The sequence below is a fragment of the Streptomyces sp. NPDC048191 genome, from assembly GCF_040652655.1.
Taxonomy (GTDB): Bacteria; Actinomycetota; Actinomycetes; order Streptomycetales; family Streptomycetaceae; genus Streptomyces.
The window spans coordinates 166,697-184,411 of the sequence record NZ_JBEZMO010000008.1 but is presented as its reverse complement, the minus strand read 5'-3'; the positions used below and the strand labels follow the sequence as shown (position 1 = coordinate 184,411).

At 70.9% G+C, this 17,715-nt stretch carries 18 protein-coding genes; 1 reads left to right on the top strand and 17 read right to left on the bottom strand.

Translation table 11 applies throughout. From position 1 onward, the window contains the following. Positions 1 to 23: 23 nt before the first annotated feature. The 12 genes from AB0D93_RS16325 to AB0D93_RS16270 all read right to left on the bottom strand — a co-directional run bounded on the left by AB0D93_RS16325 (position 24) and on the right by AB0D93_RS16270 (position 8,203). Positions 24 to 332, bottom strand: a complete 309-nt coding sequence (locus AB0D93_RS16325; RefSeq protein WP_003993268.1) for a DUF2469 domain-containing protein — start codon at positions 330 to 332, stop codon at positions 24 to 26. A 56-nt stretch (positions 333 to 388) separates the two neighbouring features. Then, entirely contained in the window at positions 389 to 913 is a 525-nt protein-coding gene (locus AB0D93_RS16320; protein ID WP_362119604.1) for an NUDIX hydrolase, read from the bottom strand. After that, complete coding sequence (lepB, locus tag AB0D93_RS16315; RefSeq protein ID WP_362119601.1) at positions 903 to 1,688, bottom strand: signal peptidase I; 786 nt, start codon at positions 1,686 to 1,688, stop codon at positions 903 to 905. Before lepB (AB0D93_RS16315) ends, AB0D93_RS16320 begins: the two co-directional genes overlap by 11 nt. Positions 1,689 to 1,947: 259 nt before the next feature. Further along, positions 1,948 to 2,961 carry a signal peptidase I gene (lepB, locus tag AB0D93_RS16310; protein WP_362119598.1) on the bottom strand — a complete coding sequence of 338 codons (1,014 nt, stop codon included), beginning with the start codon at positions 2,959 to 2,961 and terminating at the stop codon, positions 1,948 to 1,950. Then, positions 2,849 to 3,943 (bottom strand): signal peptidase I, encoded by a 1,095-nt coding sequence (lepB, locus tag AB0D93_RS16305; protein ID WP_362119885.1) that lies wholly within the window; start codon positions 3,941 to 3,943, stop codon positions 2,849 to 2,851. The genes lepB (AB0D93_RS16310) and lepB (AB0D93_RS16305) overlap by 113 nt, the downstream gene beginning before the upstream one ends. Further along, a complete protein-coding gene (gene lepB / locus AB0D93_RS16300) occupies positions 3,936 to 4,631 on the bottom strand; it encodes a signal peptidase I (RefSeq protein WP_362119595.1) in 696 nt (231 codons plus the stop codon). Before lepB (AB0D93_RS16300) ends, lepB (AB0D93_RS16305) begins: the two co-directional genes overlap by 8 nt. Before the next feature lie 63 nt (positions 4,632 to 4,694). After that, on the bottom strand, positions 4,695 to 5,045 hold the full coding sequence (rplS, locus tag AB0D93_RS16295; protein ID WP_362119592.1) for a 50S ribosomal protein L19: 351 nt from the start codon (positions 5,043 to 5,045) through the stop codon (positions 4,695 to 4,697). Positions 5,046 to 5,180: 135 nt separating this feature from the next. Next, positions 5,181 to 6,014, bottom strand: coding sequence for a tRNA (guanosine(37)-N1)-methyltransferase TrmD (gene trmD / locus AB0D93_RS16290; protein WP_362119589.1), 834 nt, complete (start codon positions 6,012 to 6,014; stop codon positions 5,181 to 5,183). Beyond that, a complete protein-coding gene (rimM, locus tag AB0D93_RS16285; protein WP_362119586.1) occupies positions 6,011 to 6,556 on the bottom strand; it encodes a ribosome maturation factor RimM in 546 nt (181 codons plus the stop codon). Before rimM ends, trmD begins: the two co-directional genes overlap by 4 nt. A gap of 82 nt (positions 6,557 to 6,638) precedes the next feature. Beyond that, positions 6,639 to 6,878 carry an RNA-binding protein gene (locus AB0D93_RS16280; protein WP_003973401.1) on the bottom strand — a complete coding sequence of 80 codons (240 nt, stop codon included), beginning with the start codon at positions 6,876 to 6,878 and terminating at the stop codon, positions 6,639 to 6,641. A 5-nt stretch (positions 6,879 to 6,883) separates the two neighbouring features. Continuing rightward, entirely contained in the window at positions 6,884 to 7,303 is a 420-nt protein-coding gene (rpsP, locus tag AB0D93_RS16275; RefSeq protein WP_030785131.1) for a 30S ribosomal protein S16, read from the bottom strand. A gap of 306 nt (positions 7,304 to 7,609) precedes the next feature. Next, positions 7,610 to 8,203, bottom strand: a complete 594-nt coding sequence (locus tag AB0D93_RS16270) for a hypothetical protein (protein WP_362119581.1) — start codon at positions 8,201 to 8,203, stop codon at positions 7,610 to 7,612. Between the two features lie 522 nt (positions 8,204 to 8,725). On the opposite strand from AB0D93_RS16270, the gene AB0D93_RS16265 reads away from it, so the two are divergent. Then, the gene (locus AB0D93_RS16265) at positions 8,726 to 9,649 is read left to right on the top strand and encodes an SAM-dependent methyltransferase (protein ID WP_362119578.1); all 924 of its coding nucleotides are present in this window, start codon (positions 8,726 to 8,728) and stop codon (positions 9,647 to 9,649) included. Here the strand turns inward: AB0D93_RS16265 and ftsH are convergent. The 5 genes from ftsH to AB0D93_RS16240 all read right to left on the bottom strand — a co-directional run bounded on the left by ftsH (position 9,646) and on the right by AB0D93_RS16240 (position 17,497). After that, positions 9,646 to 11,586, bottom strand: coding sequence for an ATP-dependent zinc metalloprotease FtsH (gene ftsH / locus AB0D93_RS16260; protein WP_362119575.1), 1,941 nt, complete (start codon positions 11,584 to 11,586; stop codon positions 9,646 to 9,648). The two genes, AB0D93_RS16265 and ftsH, sit on opposite strands and share 4 nt — an antisense overlap. 91 nt (positions 11,587 to 11,677) lie before the next feature. Next, the gene (gene ffh, locus AB0D93_RS16255) at positions 11,678 to 13,228 is read right to left on the bottom strand and encodes a signal recognition particle protein (RefSeq protein WP_362119572.1); all 1,551 of its coding nucleotides are present in this window, start codon (positions 13,226 to 13,228) and stop codon (positions 11,678 to 11,680) included. Between the two features lie 117 nt (positions 13,229 to 13,345). After that, on the bottom strand, positions 13,346 to 15,790 hold the full coding sequence (locus AB0D93_RS16250) for a [protein-PII] uridylyltransferase (protein WP_362119569.1): 2,445 nt from the start codon (positions 15,788 to 15,790) through the stop codon (positions 13,346 to 13,348). A 28-nt stretch (positions 15,791 to 15,818) separates the two neighbouring features. Further along, positions 15,819 to 16,157: a P-II family nitrogen regulator gene (locus AB0D93_RS16245; RefSeq protein WP_039656487.1), complete on the bottom strand. Its 339-nt coding sequence runs from the start codon at positions 16,155 to 16,157 to the stop codon at positions 15,819 to 15,821. Then, on the bottom strand, positions 16,154 to 17,497 hold the full coding sequence (locus AB0D93_RS16240) for an ammonium transporter (RefSeq protein WP_362119564.1): 1,344 nt from the start codon (positions 17,495 to 17,497) through the stop codon (positions 16,154 to 16,156). The genes AB0D93_RS16245 and AB0D93_RS16240 overlap by 4 nt, the downstream gene beginning before the upstream one ends. Positions 17,498 to 17,715 lie beyond the last annotated feature (218 nt).

The following is a 17,715-nucleotide window of genomic DNA, read 5'->3' as shown; positions in this document are numbered from 1 at the left end:
CTCGGCGGTTGTGGAAAACCCCGTCACCCGCTCGGAAGCTCCAGGTCGCTCTTGTTCAGCTCCTCGATGTTCACGTCCTTGAACGTGAGGACCCGGACCTGTTTCACGAAGCGGGCCGGCCGGTACATGTCCCAGACCCAGGCGTCGGCCATGGAGACCTCGAAGAACACCTCGCCCTGGACCGAGTGCACCTGCATCTCGTAGTCATTGGTGAGGTAGAAGCGCCGCTCTGTCTCGATCACGTATTTGAACAGACCGACGACATCTCGGTACTCCCGGTAGAGCTTCAGCTCCATCTCGGTCTCGTACTTCTCGAGGTCCTCGGCGCTCATGGCATGTTCCCCTTCAGCCGTGCGATCCCACCATTGTGCGCCAGTCCGACGGGCCCTCAGACGATTTCCGCGTCCAGGGTCACAGGACCGGCCGGGGGACCTTCGTCGAGCAGCGTGCGCAGCAGCTCGGCGAGTCTGGTCGGATACACCGTCTCATGTGCCCGGGTCAGTTCCTGACACGTCCACCAACGCGCTCCGGCGACACTGCGCCGCTCCAGTTCCGTCAGCCCCTGCGCCGCGGTGGCCGTCTGCGTCGTACGGGCCAGGTAGTACCACTCGTCCTGGTCCCAGCGGCGGCCCGCGAACGGGAAGGAGCACATGCGCCGCCACAGCACCGGGCCCAGTTCGACGTCGGTGATGCCGGTCTCCTCCGCGAGTTCCCTCAGCGCGGCCTCCTCGCGCGTCTCCGCGCCCTCCAGACCGCCGCCGGGGGTGAACCACCAGTCGTCGGCCGGATCGTCCGGCTCGTGGCCGTGCAGGAGCAGGATGCGGTCCCGCGGGTCCAGGAGGACCACCCGGGCCACCTTGCGCAGTCCGCTCCCGTACGACTCCTCGCCGGTCCGCGCGGGCTCAGCGGACACCGGCCGCCTCCGCGCGGGCCGTACGGGCCCGGGACCGGCCCAGGCGGCTCGCGATCGGGCCGTAGGCGCCGCCCGCCAGCACCAGGACGGCACCGGCGACGACCAGCAGCTCGATCGTGGGCAGCGGGCCGGGCCGGGAGAGGGTGCCGAGGGCCTGGAAGCCGGTGGGGCGCGCGAGCGAGCCCTTCCAGGGCCAGATCACGGCGTCCACCCGGGCGGTCACGGCGCCGCGGGACACCGTGCCCTTCGCGGCGTCGGTGAGGTGGGCCGTGGAGTCCAGGGAACCCTGGCGCTCGTCGCCGAGGAGGAACAGCCGGCCCTTGGGGACGGTCACCGTCGGGAAGCCCTTGATCTCGGCCAGGCTGCCCTTGGGCAGATAGGGTTCGTCGATCTGCTTGCCGTTGACGGTCAGCTTGCCGTTCGTGCAGCAGGAGACGGTGTCGCCGCCCACCGCGACCACGCGCTTGACCACCTTGGCGTTGGTGACCCAGGACTTGTCCGCGAACACGACGACGTCACCGCGGCGCACCTCGCCGCCGTCGACCTTCTGCGCCAGCACCCGGTCACCGGCGTCGATCGTGGGCGTCATGGAGCTGGTCGGCACGGTGTACGGCCGGTAGGACACGGCCGCCCAGGCGAATCCGCCGAGGAACAGCACCAGACCCAGGGCCACGGCCACCCCGGACAACCGTTGTCCGAGCCGGCTGCCGCCGGGCTGTGCCGTGCCTGTCCCGCCGCTGTGCGGGGCCGTACGCGTCGTGCTCTCGCCACCCATGGACCCGCACCCTACCCGGCAGTACCGGGCAGGGGCAGCCCCTGTTTCGCGACCGGGGGCGAAGGCACCACAGGCGTCGGACCCAAAGGTTCCGGATCGCCTCCGCCGGGTCGGTCCCGCAGGCCGCCCAGCGGCCCGCGGAGCCGTCCGCCACGCGCACGAGCCGGCCCGGGAAAAGCGGGACCGCCCGCGCATCGCCCCAGGGGATGCGCGGGCGGTCCGCCGTCCACCCGTCGGGGAGCCGCCGGGCCCCCGACGGTCACCGGCTGCCCGCGGACGTCTTCTGCTCGGCCTTGGACTCCAGCCGGTTCGCACGCCGGCGGCGCCACACCGCCACCGGCAGCACCGCCGCGACCGCCGCGCCCTGCGGGGCCACCGAGAGGGCGGTGGACGCCGGGGACTGCTCGTTGATGCCGGGCTGGTCGAAGGTGTCCGGGACCGGCAGGGTGCCCCAGTGGTTGATCGGCCAGGCCTTGACGATCGCGCGGCCGACGACCTTGTCGACGGGGACCATGCCGTGGTTCTTGTCGTTCTGGTTGTAGCGCGAGTCGCGGGAGTTCTGGCGGTGGTCGCCCATCACCCAGATGTAGCCCTTGGGGACCGTCACCTTGAACTGGCCGCCGAGGTCGTCATCGGTGCACGGGGTGTTGCCGGCGTACACGTACGATTCCTCGTTCAGGGGCTTGCCGTTGACCAGCAGCGGGCCGGTGCCCTTGCACTGGACCGTGTCGCCGCCGACGCCGATCACGCGCTTGATGAGGTCCTTCTCGTTCGCGGACGGCATCAGGCCGATCCAGCTGAGGACCTGCTGCACGGCGTTCGGGGTCGGCGTCGGCTCGCCCGCCAGCCAGTTGTCCGGGTCGTGGAAGACGACCACCTCGCCCCGCTCGGGCTCGGAGCCGAACCACGGGGTGAGCTTGTCGACCAGGACGCGGTCACCCACCTGGAGGGTGTTCTGCATCGAGGCGGACGGGATCGAGAACGCCTGCACCAGGAACGTCTTGATCAGCAGCGCCAGGACCAGCGCGATCACGATGAGGATCGGCAGCTCCTTCCAGAAGGAGCGTGGCTTCTTCGGGTGGCCGCTGGCCTCGCCCGAACCCGCGTCCCCGGCCGGGGACCCCTGCTCCTCGTCCGGCGCGCCCTGGCCGCCCGCCGCGTCATTGTCTGAGGTCATGGCTCCGTCCGGCACGGGGGCGTTCGCTTCCACGGGGTGCCCGCGGTGCTCCTCGCCGTCGTGCCCCGACCGTGCGCCAACCGCCACATCCCCCACGCCAACTCCTTACTCTGTGCCGCCGCCTGCGCCACATTCGGCGCAGGCCCACTACTCCCATAACGAGCGGGAGTTCCGCAGGGGTCGGGAGCGGGGTCATTCCGTTCGGATTCCCGGAGGCAACCCTATGCGACAGCGGGGGACCGGCAGTCGCACCTGACGCGGAGTCGGCGACGCTTGCGAAGGTTTTAGGTTCGTTCAGCCGTGTCCAGTGGCCGATCGGCCAGCCGATGACCACGGCCCGGCCGACGACGGAACTCTCGGCGACCGTACCGCCGTACGGGGTGTTCTGGTGGGCGCGGGAGTCGGCGGAGTCGTCCCGGTGGTCGCCCATCACCCACAGCCGGCCCTTGGGCACGGTGATGTCGAAGGGCTGGGCGGAGGGCGCGTTCCCCGGATAGAGGTAGTCGCCTTCGGTCAGCGGTACGCCGTTGACGGTGACCCGGCCCTGCGCGTCACAGCACTTGACATGATCGCCGCCGACCCCGATGACCCGCTTGATCAGGTCCTTCTCGTTGTCCGAGGGCAGCAGGCCGATGAAGGTGAGGCCTTCCTTGAGCTGCTTGACGACGACCGGATCGTGCTTCTTGACCGTCTGCTCGTCGGCCAGCCAGCCGCCCGGGTCGTGGAAGACGACGACGTCACCGCGCTGCGGCTGGGAGCCGAACCACGGGGTGAGCTTGTCGACCAGGACGCGGTCGCCGATCCGGATCGTCTGCTCCATCGAGCCGGACGGGATCACGAACGCCTGGACGAGGAAGGTCTTCAGGACCAGCGCTATCAGGACGGCCACGCCGACCAGGAGAGGGATCTCCCGAACGGCTGAGCGCCGGCGCTTGCGCTTGACCTTGCGCTGGAGCTTCCGCCGCTCCGCGCGCGTACGGCCGCCGCCGGGCGCGGCGGAGGTCCGCCGGGATCCGGTGGGCAGCAGGTTGTCGGCGGGGTCGCTGGGCACCCCGCGCGGTTTGCCGCGGTTACCCATGGGCACCGCCCGGCACCGGTACGCGCGCGTACGCGGCGGGCCGCGTCAGGTGCGTCCAGTGGCCGTAGGGCCACACGATCCAGTCGGCGCGGCCGATGACGTCACCGACCGGGATCATGCCGCCGCCGGGCGAGCCGAGGTGGTCCCTGGAGTCGCTGGAGTCGCTGCGGTGGTCGCCGAGGACGAACAGGCGCCCGGCGGGCACGACGATGTCGAAGGGCACGCTGGAGGCGCTGTCCCCCGGATAGAGGTACGCCGACTCGTCGACCGCTCGGCCGTTCACCCCGATTCTCCCCTTCTTGTCGCAGCACACGACATGGTCTCCCCCCACCCCGACCACGCGTTTGACGTAGTCCGCGTCGCCGAAGTACCCGGTGCCGTCGAACACGACGACGTCGCCGCGCCGCGGCTGGGCACCGAAACGGTACGCCAACTTATTTACGAGAACGCGGTCCCCGATCCTCAAGCCCTGTTCCATGGATCCGCTCGGAATCTGGAACGGTTGCACCACGAAAGTGTTGAGGACCAGCAAAAACACCAGGCAGACGAAGAGCGTGAGGGTGATCCGGCCGCCCGGCAGCCAGTCGGCGACCCGCTCCAGCAACGCGAAACGCGACCGTTCCTCCGGCCCCGGTGAATCCGGGTGGGAGGAACGGTCGCGTTGCGTCGGCTGTGCTTCGGTGTCCATCGGAGCCAGATGTTATCCGGCTCCGCTGTGACCCTCATGCGGGCCGTGACACCGGGGAAGCGCTCAGTTCTCGCGCTTCTCCTTGATCTTCGCGGCCTTGCCGCGCAGCTCACGGAGGTAGTACAGCTTGGCGCGGCGCACGTCACCGCGGGTGACGAGCTCGATCTTCTCGACGATCGGGGTGTGCACCGGGAAGGTGCGCTCGACGCCGACGGAGAACGAGACCTTGCGGACCGTGAAGGTCTCGCGGACGCCGGAGCCCTGGCGCCGGATCACAACGCCCTTGAACTGCTGCACACGGGAGCGGTTGCCCTCGATGACGCGGACGTGGACGTTGACGGTGTCACCCGGGCGGAAGGCCGGGATGTCGCTGCGCAGCGACGCGGCGTCGACGGTGTCGAGCAGGTGAGACATTTCGTCTGCTTTCTTCGCTGATGCCACAGGTCATCAACGGAAACTAGGTGTTTGCACGAAGCCGTGTGCGGGTCGGGGCGGGCGTCGTGTCCCCCTGCGGCAGGGGCGCACGCCGGACGGGCGCACAACAGCGGTCTATTCTTCCATGCCCCCGGCCCGCCGCCAAAATCGGCCGTACGGGTGGCCTTCCGGGTCCGGTTCCCAGCCCAGGATGGAAAGCATCTCGCGGTCCTTCTTGTCGAAGGCCTTGGGGTCGCAGTGCTCGATCAGGTCGGGCCGGTTGGCGGTCGTACGCCTGAGGGCCTCGTCGCGGCGCCAGCGGGCGATCCTGCCGTGGTGGCCGCTGAGCAGCACGTCCGGGATGTCCCGGCCACGCCAGACGGGCGGCTTGGTGTAGACGGGGCCTTCCAGGAGATTGGCCATGGCGCCGGGCGCGAAGGAGTCGTCCCGGTGGGACTCGGCGTTGCCGAGGACGCCGGGCAGCAGCCGGGCGACGGCCTCCGTGACGACCAGGACGGCGGCCTCGCCGCCGGCGAGGACGTAGTCGCCGATGGAGACCTCGTAGACGGGCACGCGCGTGGCGTACTCGTCCATGACGCGCCGGTCGATGCCCTCGTAGCGGGCCGGGGTGAAGATCAGCCAGGGGCGCTCGGAGAGTTCTACGGCGAGTTCCTGGGTGAAGGGGCGGCCGCTGGGCGTGGGGACGATCAGCGCGGGGCGCCGGGCACCCGTCTCGTAGCCGTCGGCGAGGACCGTGTCCAGGGCGTCGCCCCAGGGGTCGGTCTTCATGACCATGCCGGGGCCGCCGCCGTACGGCGTGTCGTCGACGGTGTTGTGCCGGTCGTAGGTCCATGCGCGCAGGTCGTGCACGTGGACGTTCAGCTGCCCACGCGCGCGTGCCTTGCCGACCAGGGAGACGTTCAGGGGTTCCAGGTACTCGGGGAAGATCGTGACGACGTCGAGCCTCATTCGCTGTCTTCCCTCGAGGACGCGATCTCGGCGCGGTCGTCGATCAGGCCCGGCGGAGGGGCGATGACCGCCTTCTGCTCCTCCAGGTCGATCTCGGTGACGATCTCCTCCACGAACGGGATGAGCACCTCGGTCCCGTCGGGGCGCTCCACGATGAACAGGTCCTGCGAGGGCAGGTGCGAGATCTCCGTGATCCGGCCGACCTCCGTGCCGTCCTCGGTGACCACGTCGAGGTCGATGAGCTGGTGGTCGTAGTACTCGTCCTCGCCCTCGGGCAGTTCCTCCGGGTCGATCTCGGCGATCAGGAGGGTGTTGCGCAGGGCCTCGGCCGCCGTGCGGTCGGTGACGCCCTCGAAGCGCAGGAGGAGGCGGCCGCTGTGGACACGCCCCGTCTCGATGGTCAGCGGCCCCGTGGAGGCGGGCTCCGTGGCGAGTACGGCGCCGGGCGCGAGCCTGAGTTCCGGCTCGTCGGTACGTACCTCGACGGTGACCTCGCCCTTGATGCCATGGGCACGGCCGATCCGTGCGACTACCAGCTGCACCTGTCCAAATCTCCTGTCATACGACTGCGGGCCGGGGACGGCCCAGTGGCCCTCCCCGGCCCGAGCCGGTTGCGATGAAGCGTCAGCGGACGTGGTCCACGTCGACGAGGTCGACGCGGACACCGCGACCGCCGATGGCGCCCACGACGGTGCGCAGGGCGCGCGCGGTGCGGCCGTTGCGGCCGATCACCTTGCCGAGGTCGTCCGGGTGGACCCGGACCTCGAGCACGCGCCCGCGGCGCAGGTTGCGCGAGGCGACCTGCACATCGTCAGGGTTGTCGACGATGCCCTTCACGAGGTGCTCAAGCGCCTCTTCGAGCATGCTGCTCAGGCCTCGGTCGACTCGGACTCGGCAGCGGCCTCGTCCTTCTTCTCAGCCTTCTTCTTCTGGGTGATGGCCTCACCCTTGCCCTCGTCGTCACCGCCGAGAGCCTCGAACGACGGACGGGCCGGCTTCGGCTCGGCGACGAGCAGCGGCGCGGGAGCCGGCTCGCCCTTGAACTTCTGCCAGTCGCCGGTCTTCTTCAGGATGGCGAGAACCGGCTCGGTCGGCTGCGCGCCGACACCCAGCCAGTACGCCACACGCTCGGCGTCCACCTCGATGACCGACGGGTTGTAGGTCGGGTGGTACTTGCCGATCTCCTCGATGGCCCGGCCGTCACGGCGGGTACGGGAGTCGGCGACGACGATGCGGTAGTGAGGCGAACGGATCTTGCCCAGACGCTTCAGCTTGATCTTGACTGCCACGGGAGTGGGTTCTCCTGGATTTGACGTGGTTGGGCACGGCGAGCTGCCGCGTGGGGTTGCGGTACCCGAGTGCCCGACGGACGCGTCAGCCGGAGGAGAGAGGGGTCCTGTGCGGCTGTCGAGTACAGCTAGCCATTGTGCCATACCCGGCGGGTCGCTCTTGGCCGCGGGTGGGTGACCCGGGCCCGGGCATGCTTCAGCGGCACCCGGCGTGGAGGTGAGGTCACGTCGGGTGCGCCGCCCGGTGCTGTGCGGTTGCCGGCCACTACCGGCACCCACGAGATGCCGGTCCGTACGCGGCCTCGACTACGCCGCCGCGACCTCCGGGATTCTGAACGGCTTGCCGCAGCCGCCGCAGACGATGGGGGCCTGGGCCAGGACCGAGGGGACCACCCGGACGTTGCGGCCGCAGTCGCAGACCGCCTTGACGCGAACACCGCCGCCGGAGGAGCCGTGCCGCGCGGCGGGGCCGCGGAAGGTACGGGAGGTGTCCGAGGAGGTGGCCGCCGTGTGGGCCTTCAGGGCGCGCTGGAGTCGCTCGATGGTCGGGCGGTAGCGCCGCCTGGCCTCCGGGTTGAGGGTGACCAGGGAGAAGCCGCTGCTCGGGTGCGGTTCCTCCGGGTGGTCGAGGCCCAGTTCCTCGGCGATCGCGAGGAAACGTCGGTTGTGGTACCGGCCGGCGCGGGAGGTGTCGCGGATTCCGCGGGCGGCGGCGATGCCGTGGACTGCCTCATGGAGCAGTCGCTCGAAGGAGAGTTCGTGACCGCACGCGGACGACGACTCTCCGATCAGGGACTCTGGCGCGGCGAGGTCCGGCAGCTCGGGGTGGTACCGCTGAATGTCGGCCCACGCCTGCGCCAGCTCCGCGGCGAGAACAGGTGGTGTCTGTGTCGTGCTCACGTAATGACAACGAGCGGGAGCTCGAATGTGTTCCTATTCCGGGTCATCCCAAATAATTTGCACGTACCCGTCAGTTGCCGCTGATGCGTCCGGACGAGGGCGGGTGCGCTGATCTGCGGAGAAGCTTCACAGCTCATACCAAGCCGGTGCGTAGTCCGCCGTACGACCGCTCCTGTAGACCCCGGTGCGGGTGTGGTCGGCGATTGCGCAAGAGACGTTTCGGCCGCTCTCGTCACGACGTCTCATCTTGGTCAGCGTCCGTGACGGGCGTGACGTTACCGCGCGCTGTCCGGCCCCCGGCACCGGCCGGTTCCACGGAAAGGGACACGGTACGGCCGCCCGGATTACCAGGACGTGAAATCTCGCCACACTCGCTTCCGGACCCCAAGCAGAGCCCCACGACCACTGGACGGGGCCGCGAGCCGGGAGTTACCTGGCATACGTGGGAAGTGCGCGCGCACCGCACGGGGGCCACGCAACCGGGCACAGCGGCGAACTGTCGGCTGATTGGGGCGCTTACCTATGACACCTACGCTCGTGCGGCAGCACGTGTCTCACGCGGACTCCACACCCCGCGTGGACCGGAGCGCACGCGCGCGTGACTGGTCCGAGATCCAGGAGCGGATGCTGGTGCCGCTCTACGAAGCCGTCTACGAACGACTCGAAGTGGGTCCCGCCACCCGGCTGCTGGGCCTGCGCTGCGGCTCGGGGCTGGCGTTACTGCTGGCGGCCGGCAGGGGGGCGACGGTCACCGGGGTCGACGACTCGTCCCCCGAACGGCTCGCCCTCGCCCGCGAACGCCTGCCGGCAACCGCCCCGCACCACGCGGGCGAGGGCACCCCGGTCGCGCGTGGCGGAAGAAGCGGCCCACAGGCGTGTGCGGTCGCGCCGCACGTCGACGGCGGGCCCCGGCCCGTCGACGGCTCGGCCCGTGACGCGGTCGGCGCGGACACCAGCGGGTACACCCTGCTGACCGTCTTCGAGCCGATCGGCTGCCTCGCGGGCGACTCCGAGGGGCTCGGCGGGCTGCTGGCAACGGCGCTGCCGCGGGCCGGGCGCGGGGCCGCCGTGGTACTGGCCGGCTGGGGTCCGCCGGAGCGCTGCGCCACCGCCTCCGTGCTGCGGGTGGCGACCAGACTGGCCGATCCCCTGCGCAGCGCGCGCAGCTGGCGGCCCGCCCGGCGGGACGACCTGGAGGAGGTCGCCCAGCGGGCCGGGCTGAAACCGGACGGCTCGGGGCGGGTGGCCTGCCCGTTCGGGTACGCCGACGCCGACAGCGCCGTACGGGGGCTGCTGTCGACCGGGCTGTTCGACGCGGCGATCGCGGCGACGGACGCCAAGCAGGTCGACAAGGAGCTGACGGAGGCCCTGCATCCGCACCGGCGCCCGGACGGGACCGTGTGGATGCCGAACGTCTTCCGGTATCTGGTCGCGCGCGTGCCCTAGGAGCCGTCCTCCTTGGTCAGGCGCGTGATCCCGGCGATCCGGTACGCGTCCGCCTCCTCCAGCGTCTCGTTGGCCAGCAGCGCCTGGGCGAGGGCGTCCAACTGGCCGCGGTGGTCGCGGAGTTTGCGGCACGCCTCCTCGTAGCAGTCGTCCACGATCCGCCGCATCTCGGTGTCGATGACGTCCAGGGTCTGCGGGGCGGCGGAGAGGCCGTAGGCCTGCTGGGCATCGCTCGGCAGGGCGGACAGGCGGCCGACCCGCTCGCTCATGCCCCAGCGGGCCACCATCCCGCGCGCGATGTTGGTGACCTGTTCGAGGTCGTTCTCCGCGCCCGTGGTGACCACTCCGTAGACGACGTCCTCCGCCGCCATCCCGCCCAGGGCGCCGATGATGCGACCGCGCAGGTAGTCCTCCGAGTGGGCGTAGCGCTCCACCTCGGGCGTGGACATCGTCACCCCGAGCGCCCGGCCGCGCGGCACGATGGTGATCTTGCGGACCGGGTCGGCGCCGGGCTGCAGCATGCCCAGGAGGGCGTGGCCGCTCTCGTGGTACGCGGTGCGCCGGCGGTCCTCCTCGGGCATCACGAGGGTGCGCTCGGCACCCAGCTGGACCTTTTCCAGCGCCTCGGACAGGTCCGCGCCGGTCACCTGCTCCTGCTTGCGCTTGACCGCGAGCAGAGCGGCCTCGTTGGCGAGGTTGGCCAGGTCCGCGCCCGTCATGCCCGGGGTGACGCGGGCCAGCTGGGCCAGGTCGGCGTCGGACGCGAGCGGGATCTCCCGGGTGTGGATCCGCAGAATGGCCTCACGGCCGCCGCGGTCCGGCGGGGCGACGTTGACCACCCGGTCGAAGCGCCCGGGGCGGGTGAGGGCCGGATCCAGGATGTCCGCCCGGTTCGTCGCGGCGATGACGATCACGCCCTCCGAGCCGGTGAAGCCGTCCATCTCGGTGAGGATCTGGTTCAGGGTCTGCTCGCGCTCGTCGTGCCCGCTCATCGAGGCGCCGCCGGCGCGCGCCCGGCCGATGGTGTCGATCTCGTCGATGAAGATGATCGACGGCGCGACCTTCCGGGCCTCGGCGAACAGTTCGCGGACGCGGGAGGCGCCGACACCGACGATCATCTCGATGAACTCGGACGCCGAGGCGGAGAAGAACGGTACGCCGGCCTCGCCCGCGACCGCGCGGGCGAGCAGGGTCTTGCCGGTGCCGGGCGGACCGGCGAGCAGCACACCGCGGGGCAGCTTCGCCCCCATCCGGCGGTAGACGTCGGGGTGCTCCAGGAAGTCGACGACGTCGTCCAGTTCGCCCTTGACCTCGTCGATGCCGGCCACGTCCGCGAAGGTCGTGCGCTCGGTGTCCGGCCGCAGCCCGACCGGCTTGGGCGGCGCCCGGCGGCCGAACAGGCCACCCGCGCCGGGCAGCACCCCGCCGATCCGCCGCGCGAAGAAGATCCACACCACGGCCAGGACCGCGATCGGGATCAGGGAGATCAGCACGTTGGACAGGAGGCTGCGCTCCTGCACGACCGGCCGCGCGGTCACCGTGACCCCGTGGCTGCTCAGGTTCTGCCAGAGCCGGTCGTCCGCGAAGGCGGGGCGCTGTGTCTTGAACCGGATGTACGAGCCGCCGCCCTCGGGGTTGGCCCGCGCGGTCCTGAGCTGGCCCTGGATCGCGTCACCCTTGGAGTAGATCTTGGCGACGTTGCCGGCGGTGACCTGCCTGCTGAACTCCGTGTACGAGATCGTCGGCTGGTTGCCCTGGCCGAGATAGTTCAGTCCCGCGTAGGCCAGCAGGAAGACGATCACGGCGGTGACCAGCAGCCCCCACCACTTTCCGCCGCGGATGCGTCCTCCGCCGGGCCGCCGGGGCGACTCGTCGGGGGTGCCTTCGGTGCGCCACGGCTGATCCGGAGTCTTGCGTGGCGGCGCCGCATCGCTCATATCTGGACGTTAAGGCATATGGCGGACGTCGGCATGCGCTGAGGGCGCCCCCCTCGGCCGGGGGGCGCCCTCAGGGACGTACGAGCGGGACTCAGCCCATGAACTTCTTGAACTCGTCCGGCAGCTCGAAGTCCTGGCCGCCCTGCTGCGGCAGCCCGAAGGCGTTCCCGCCCTGGGCGGCGGCCTCGCGGCGCTGGGCCTCCTCCAGCTCCTGCTGCTTGCGCTTCATCGGGTTGCCGGAGCGCTGCTTGCCCTTGGCCTTCTTCTGCTGCTTCTTCTGCCGGCCGGGGCCGCCGCCCATGCCCGGGATCCCGGGCATGCCCGGCATGCCGCCGCCCTGGGCCATGCGGGACATCATCTTGCGGGCCTCGAAGAACCGCTCGACGAGGTTCTTCACCGCGCTGACCTCGACGCCGGAACCCCTGGCGATACGGGCGCGGCGGGAGCCGTTGATGATCGTCGGGTCCTGGCGCTCGCCCGGGGTCATCGACTTGATGATCGCGGCGGTGCGGTCGACGTCCCGCTCGTCGATGTTCTGGATCTGGTCCTTGATCTGGCCCATGCCCGGGAGCATGCCGAGCAGCTTGCTGATGCTGCCCATCTTCCGGACCTGCTCCATCTGGGCCAGGAAGTCGTCCAGGGTGAAGTCCTGGCCCTTCTTGGACGCCAGCTTCGAGGCCATCTTGGCGGCCTCTTCCTGGCTGAAGGTCTTCTCCGCCTGCTCGATCAGGGTGAGCAGGTCACCCATGTCGAGGATGCGGGAGGCCATCCGGTCCGGGTGGAAGGCGTCGAAGTCGTCCAGCTTCTCGCCGTTCGACGCGAACATGATCGGCTTGCCGGTGATCTGCCGGATCGACAGGGCGGCACCACCGCGGGCGTCACCGTCGAGCTTGGAGAGCACCACGCCGTCGAAGCCGACGCCGTCGCGGAAGGCCTCGGCGGTGTTGACGGCGTCCTGACCGATCATCGCGTCGACGACGAACAGGATCTCGTCCGGGGAGACGGCGTCGCGGATGTCCGCGGCCTGCTGCATCATCTCGGCGTCGATGCCGAGGCGGCCGGCGGTGTCCACGATCACGATGTCGTGGACCTTGGCCTTCGCGAACTCGATGGAGTCCTTGGCGACCTTCACCGGGTCGCCGACGCCGTTGCCCGGCTCGGGGGCGAACACCGCGACGCCGGCGCGCTCGGCGACGACGCTCAGCTGGTTCACGGCGTTCGGGCGCTGGAGGTCGGCGGCGACCAGCAGCGGCGAGTGGCCCTGCTCCTTCAGCCAGCGGCCGAGCTTGCCCGCGAGGGTGGTCTTACCGGCACCCTGCAGACCCGCCAGCATGATCACGGTGGGCGGCTGCTTGGCGAAGCGCAGGCGCCGGGTCTCGCCGCCGAGGATGGTCACGAGCTCGTCGTTGACGATCTTCAGGACCTGCTGGGCCGGGTTCAGCGCCTTGGAGACCTCGGCGCCGAGTGCCCTTTCCTTGACATTCTTGATGAATGTGCGGACGACCGGCAGGGCCACGTCCGCCTCGAGGAGCGCGATGCGGATCTCACGCGCCGTGGCGTCGATGTCCGCCTCGCTGAGGCGCCCCTTGCCGCGGAGATTTTTGAAAGTCGCGCTGAGGCGGTCGGAGAGGGTATCGAACACGGTGGCGTCGGTCCTCGGAGTCGGAGTCGGTTCGGGCTGCCCTCCAGGGTATCTGGCCCCGCAAGCTCTTCGTCCTCCCGCACTCGCTCGGGTGAGCGGGCGAGGAGGAATCGCGGGTCACGACCGCAGTGTCTCCTCCAGCACCCGCGCCAGCGAGCCCGCGTCCTCTCCGGGCAGCGGCTCCCCCGCGCCCGTCGTGACGTAGAAGGCGTCCACCGCGTTGGAACCCAGCGTCGACACGTGCATGCTGCGCACCCGTACGCCCGCCTTCTCCAGGGCCATGCCGATCCGGTGCAGCAGACCCGGGGCGTCCTGGGCCCGGACCTCGATCACCGTGGCGTGGCGGGAGGCGGCCGGGGCCACCGTCACCCGGGGCGGCGGGGCGACCCAGCCGCGCCGCCGGGGGTAGGCCGCGTCCCGTTCGGCGAGGCGGCCGGCGATGTCCAGGGAGCCGTCCAGGGCGCGGACCAGGTCGGCACGCAGCCGGGTGGCCTGCGGCAGGGAGCCGTACTCGGCGGCCACCCGCCAGTTGAGCAGCAGGACGGAGCCGTCGTCGACGTCGTCCGGCAGGCGCAGGGAGCTGAGCTCCGCCGTGCGGACCGTGAGGCGGTGGACGGCCAGGACGCCGGCGACCGCGGGGAGCACGGCGGCCTGGTCGGGTACGGCGATGACCAGTTCCACGCCGAGGGGCTCGCGGGACGGCTCCTCCTCGGTGACCGGTTCCGGCTGGGCGCGCAGCGCGAGGACCGGGGCCCCGGTGCGGTACGCCTCGATCGCCAGCCGCTCCTGCTCGGCCGTCGGCGCGGCGGGCTCCGGCTCGTCGGGGGCGTCCCCGGAGAGCACGGCGCTGACGCGCCGGACCAGGTCGGCGACGAGGGAACCGCGCCAGGAGGACCAGGCCGCCGGGCCGGTGGCGAGGGCGTCGGCCTCGGTCAGCGCGTGCAGCAGTTCCAGGGTGCTCTGGCTGCCGACCGCCTCGGCGACCGAGCGGACCGTGGCCGGGTCGTCCAGGTCGCGGCGGGTGGCCGTCTCGATGAGCAGCAGGTGGTGGCGGACCAGCAGGGACAGCACGGCCACGTCGGCGCGGTCGAAGCCGATCCGCCCGGCCACGTCCTTGGCGATGATCTCCCCGGCCACCGAGTGGTCGCCGGGCCAGCCCTTGCCGATGTCGTGCAGCAGGGCGGCGACGAGGAGCAGGTCGGGGCGGCCGACACGGCGGGTGAGTTCGGAGGCGCGCACCGCCGTCTCGATCAGGTGCCGGTCGACCGTCCAGATGTGCACGGCATTGCGCTGGGGGCGGCAGCGGACCCGTTCCCAGTCCGGCAGGAGACGGCTGATCAGGCCCTCGGCCTCCAGTGCCTCCCAGACGTCGACGGTCGGGCGGCCGGAGCCGAGCAGCGTCACGAGCTGTTCACGGGCCTCGGCGGGCCAGGGCGTGGGCAGGGGGCGCGCGGTGGCGGCCATGCGCCGTACCGCGTGCAGGGAGAGCGGGAGGCCGGCCTGCGCGGCGGCGGCCGCGGCACGCAGCGGGAGCACGGGGTCGCGCTCGGGGCGCGCGGTGCGGGCCAGCACCACCTCGCCGTCCTGCTCGACCACTCCCTCGGCCAGCGGCGACCGCTCCGGTACCGGCTTCCCGCCGCCCAGCATGGCGCGCAGACGAGGCCGGACGGCGCGCGAGCGCAGCACGCGCCCCACCTCGCGCCAGGTGACGTCACTGGCGTACGAGATGACCCGCGCCGCCTCGTACACCTGCCGCAGCAGCGTGTCCGCGTCCAGCAGCCCCAGCTCGGCGGCCACCTGGTCCTGCTCCTGCAGCGAGAGCCGGTCGGTGGCGCGGCCCGTCGCCAGGTGCAGCGCGTCCCGCACGTCGAGCAGGCGCCGGCGTGCGTCCGCGAGGCCCTCGCGGGGTGCGTCGGCGAGCCAGGAGGCGGCGACGGCGCGCAGGGCGGTGGCGTCCCTGAGGCCGCCGCGGGCCTCCTTGAGGTCGGGTTCCAGGAGGTACTGCAGCTCGCCCTGGCGTTCGGCGCGCTCGGCGCAGAGTTCCTGGAGTTCGGGCAGGCGCCTGGGGGCCTGGTTGCGCCAGTCGGCGAGGACGGCCGTCCGCAGGCCGGCGGTGAGGCCGAGGTCGCCGGCGAGATGGCGGGCGTCCAGCAGGCCGAGCTGGACCTTCAGGTCCTCCCCGGCGGTCTTGCGGGCCTCTCCCGGGGTGCGCACGGAGTGGTCGAGGGCGAGGCCGAGGTCCCAGACGGGGTACCAGAGGCGGTCGGCCAGGGCGGCGACGGCCTTGGTGTCACTGCCGTCGTGGAGCAGGAGCAGGTCCAGGTCGCTGCGCGGGGACAGTTCTCCGCGGCCGTAGCCGCCGACGGCCACCAGGGAGACGCCCTGGACGCCCTCGGCCGCCGCGGTGAACAGCCAGCCGAGCCAGTCGTCGGTCAGTTCCGCGAGGGCGGCACGGCGCGGCGGCCCGGACCGCGCCCCCTCCGTGAGGAGGCGCAGCCGGGCCGCCGCGTAGCCGCTGGGTCCCGAGTCCTCTGCTTCCGTACGCATGTCCGTTCCCGTCACCCAGCGACTCCCGTCTTCTGCCGTCGTGTCAGAGCGCGTCCGGGCCGCGCTCGCCGGTGCGGACCCGTACGGCGGTCTCCACCGGCAGGGACCAGACCTTGCCGTCACCGATCTTGCCGGTGCGGGCCGCCTTGACGACGACCTCGATCAGCTGCTCGGCGTCGTCGTCCTCGGCCAGGACCTCGATGCGGATCTTGGGGACCAGGTCGACGGTGTACTCGGCACCGCGGTAGACCTCGGTGTGGCCCCGCTGACGACCGTAACCGCTGGCCTCGGTGACCGTCAGGCCGTGGACGCCGAACGCCTGAAGGGCCTCCTTGATCTCGTCGAGCCGGTGCGGCTTGACGACGGCCGTGATGAGCTTCATGCGTCCACCTTCTTGGTCTGCGTGGCGGCCAGGGCCGGTGCCTGGGCGGCGGAGCCGATGACGCCGCCGCCGGCGCCGCTGAAGTCGTATGCGGTCTCGGCGTGCTCGGCCTGGTCGATGCCGGAGATCTCCTCGTCCTCGGTGACCCGCATCCCGATCGTCTTGTCGAGCAGGAAGGCGAGGACCGCGGAGACGACCAGGGAGTAGGCGAGCACCGCGCCGACACCGGCGCACTGCTTCCACAGCTGGGTGAAGGAGTGGTCGCCGTAGAAGACGCCGGTCGCGGCGGACTGGCCCTTGCCGGTGGCGAAGAAGCCGATCAGCAGGGAGCCGATGATGCCGCCGACCATGTGCACACCGACGACGTCGAGCGAGTCGTCGTAGCCGAACCTGAACTTCAGGCCCACGGCCGCGGCGCAGGCGACACCGGCGATGGCACCGACGGCGATCGCACCGAGCGGGGAGACGGCGCCGCCGGAGGGCGTGATCGCGACCAGACCGGCGACCGCGCCGGAGGCGGCGCCCAGGGTGGTGAACGCGCCGTGGCGGATCTTCTCGTAGGCGAGCCAGGCCAGCATGGCGGCGGCCGTCGCGACCTGCGTGTTGACGAACATCAGCGCGCCGACGCCGTCGTCGTTGCCGAGCCAGGAACCCGCGTTGAAGCCGAACCAGCCGAACCACAGCAGACCGGCGCCGAGCATGACCAGCGGGAGGCTGTGCGGGCGCATCGGGTCCTTCTTGAAGCCGACGCGCTTGCCGATGACGAGGATGACACCGAGCGCCCCCGCACCCGCGTTGATGTGGACCGCCGTACCGCCCGCGAAGTCGATCACGCCGAGCTTGTAGGCCCAGCCGTCGGCGCCCCAGACCCAGTGGGCGACGGGAACGTAGACGAGCGTGAGCCACAGGGCGATGAAGAGCGACCAGGCCGAGAACTTGACGCGGTCTGCGAGGGCGCCGCTTATCAGGGCCGGCGTGATGATCGCGAACATCATCTGGAAGACCATGAACACGAAGATCGGGATGGTGTAGCCGGGCCAGAGCTCGGTCAGACCGATCTTGCGCAGACCGAACCAGTCCGAGTCCCAGCCGATGAGGCTGTTGTTCGTGCCGAAGGCGAGGGAGAAGCCGTAGAGCACCCACAGAATGGTGACGATGCCCATGCTGATGAAGCTCATCATCAGCATGTTCAGGGTGCTCTTGACGCGGACCATGCCCCCGTAGAAGAAGGCGAGGCCCGGCGTCATGATCAGCACCAGGGCGGAAGCAATGAGCATGAAGCCTGTGTTGGCGGACGACAGCTTGGGTGCGTCCGCCGCAAGCATGATGGCTGGTGCCATCGGCGTCTCCTCGTCGGTTGGTGCGGCCCCGTGCGGGCGGTGCCTGAGCGGTCCGGCGGGTTGTGGGGCGGGCCGGTTATGCGCCATGAGACTGGCGCAGCGCGGTTTCGGTGGAAGCCCCTCGTTGTTTCGCCGGGGTGACGAAGGCGCCTGGCGTGTTACGCGTCCATGAACTGCCGGATCTCGGCCGTGCCGATCGTTATCGTGGCGCAACCTGC

Bases quoted from the DNA above. Each gene is read 5' to 3' on its own strand.
- AB0D93_RS16325 (WP_003993268.1), bottom strand. From the start codon at position 332: ATGAGCGCCGAGGACCTCGAGAAGTACGAGACCGAGATGGAGCTGAAG.
- lepB (WP_362119601.1), bottom strand. From the start codon at position 1,688: ATGGGTGGCGAGAGCACGACGCGTACGGCCCCGCACAGCGGCGGGACA.
- lepB (WP_362119885.1), bottom strand. From the start codon at position 3,943: ATGGGTAACCGCGGCAAACCGCGCGGGGTGCCCAGCGACCCCGCCGAC.
- lepB (WP_362119595.1), bottom strand. From the start codon at position 4,631: ATGGACACCGAAGCACAGCCGACGCAACGCGACCGTTCCTCCCACCCG.
- rplS (WP_362119592.1), bottom strand. From the start codon at position 5,045: ATGTCTCACCTGCTCGACACCGTCGACGCCGCGTCGCTGCGCAGCGAC.
- trmD (WP_362119589.1), bottom strand. From the start codon at position 6,014: ATGAGGCTCGACGTCGTCACGATCTTCCCCGAGTACCTGGAACCCCTG.
- AB0D93_RS16280 (WP_003973401.1), bottom strand. From the start codon at position 6,878: ATGCTCGAAGAGGCGCTTGAGCACCTCGTGAAGGGCATCGTCGACAAC.
- AB0D93_RS16265 (WP_362119578.1), top strand. From the start codon at position 8,726: ATGACACCTACGCTCGTGCGGCAGCACGTGTCTCACGCGGACTCCACA.
- ftsH (WP_362119575.1), bottom strand. From the start codon at position 11,586: ATGAGCGATGCGGCGCCGCCACGCAAGACTCCGGATCAGCCGTGGCGC.
- AB0D93_RS16245 (WP_039656487.1), bottom strand. From the start codon at position 16,157: ATGAAGCTCATCACGGCCGTCGTCAAGCCGCACCGGCTCGACGAGATC.
- AB0D93_RS16240 (WP_362119564.1), bottom strand. From the start codon at position 17,497: ATGGCACCAGCCATCATGCTTGCGGCGGACGCACCCAAGCTGTCGTCC.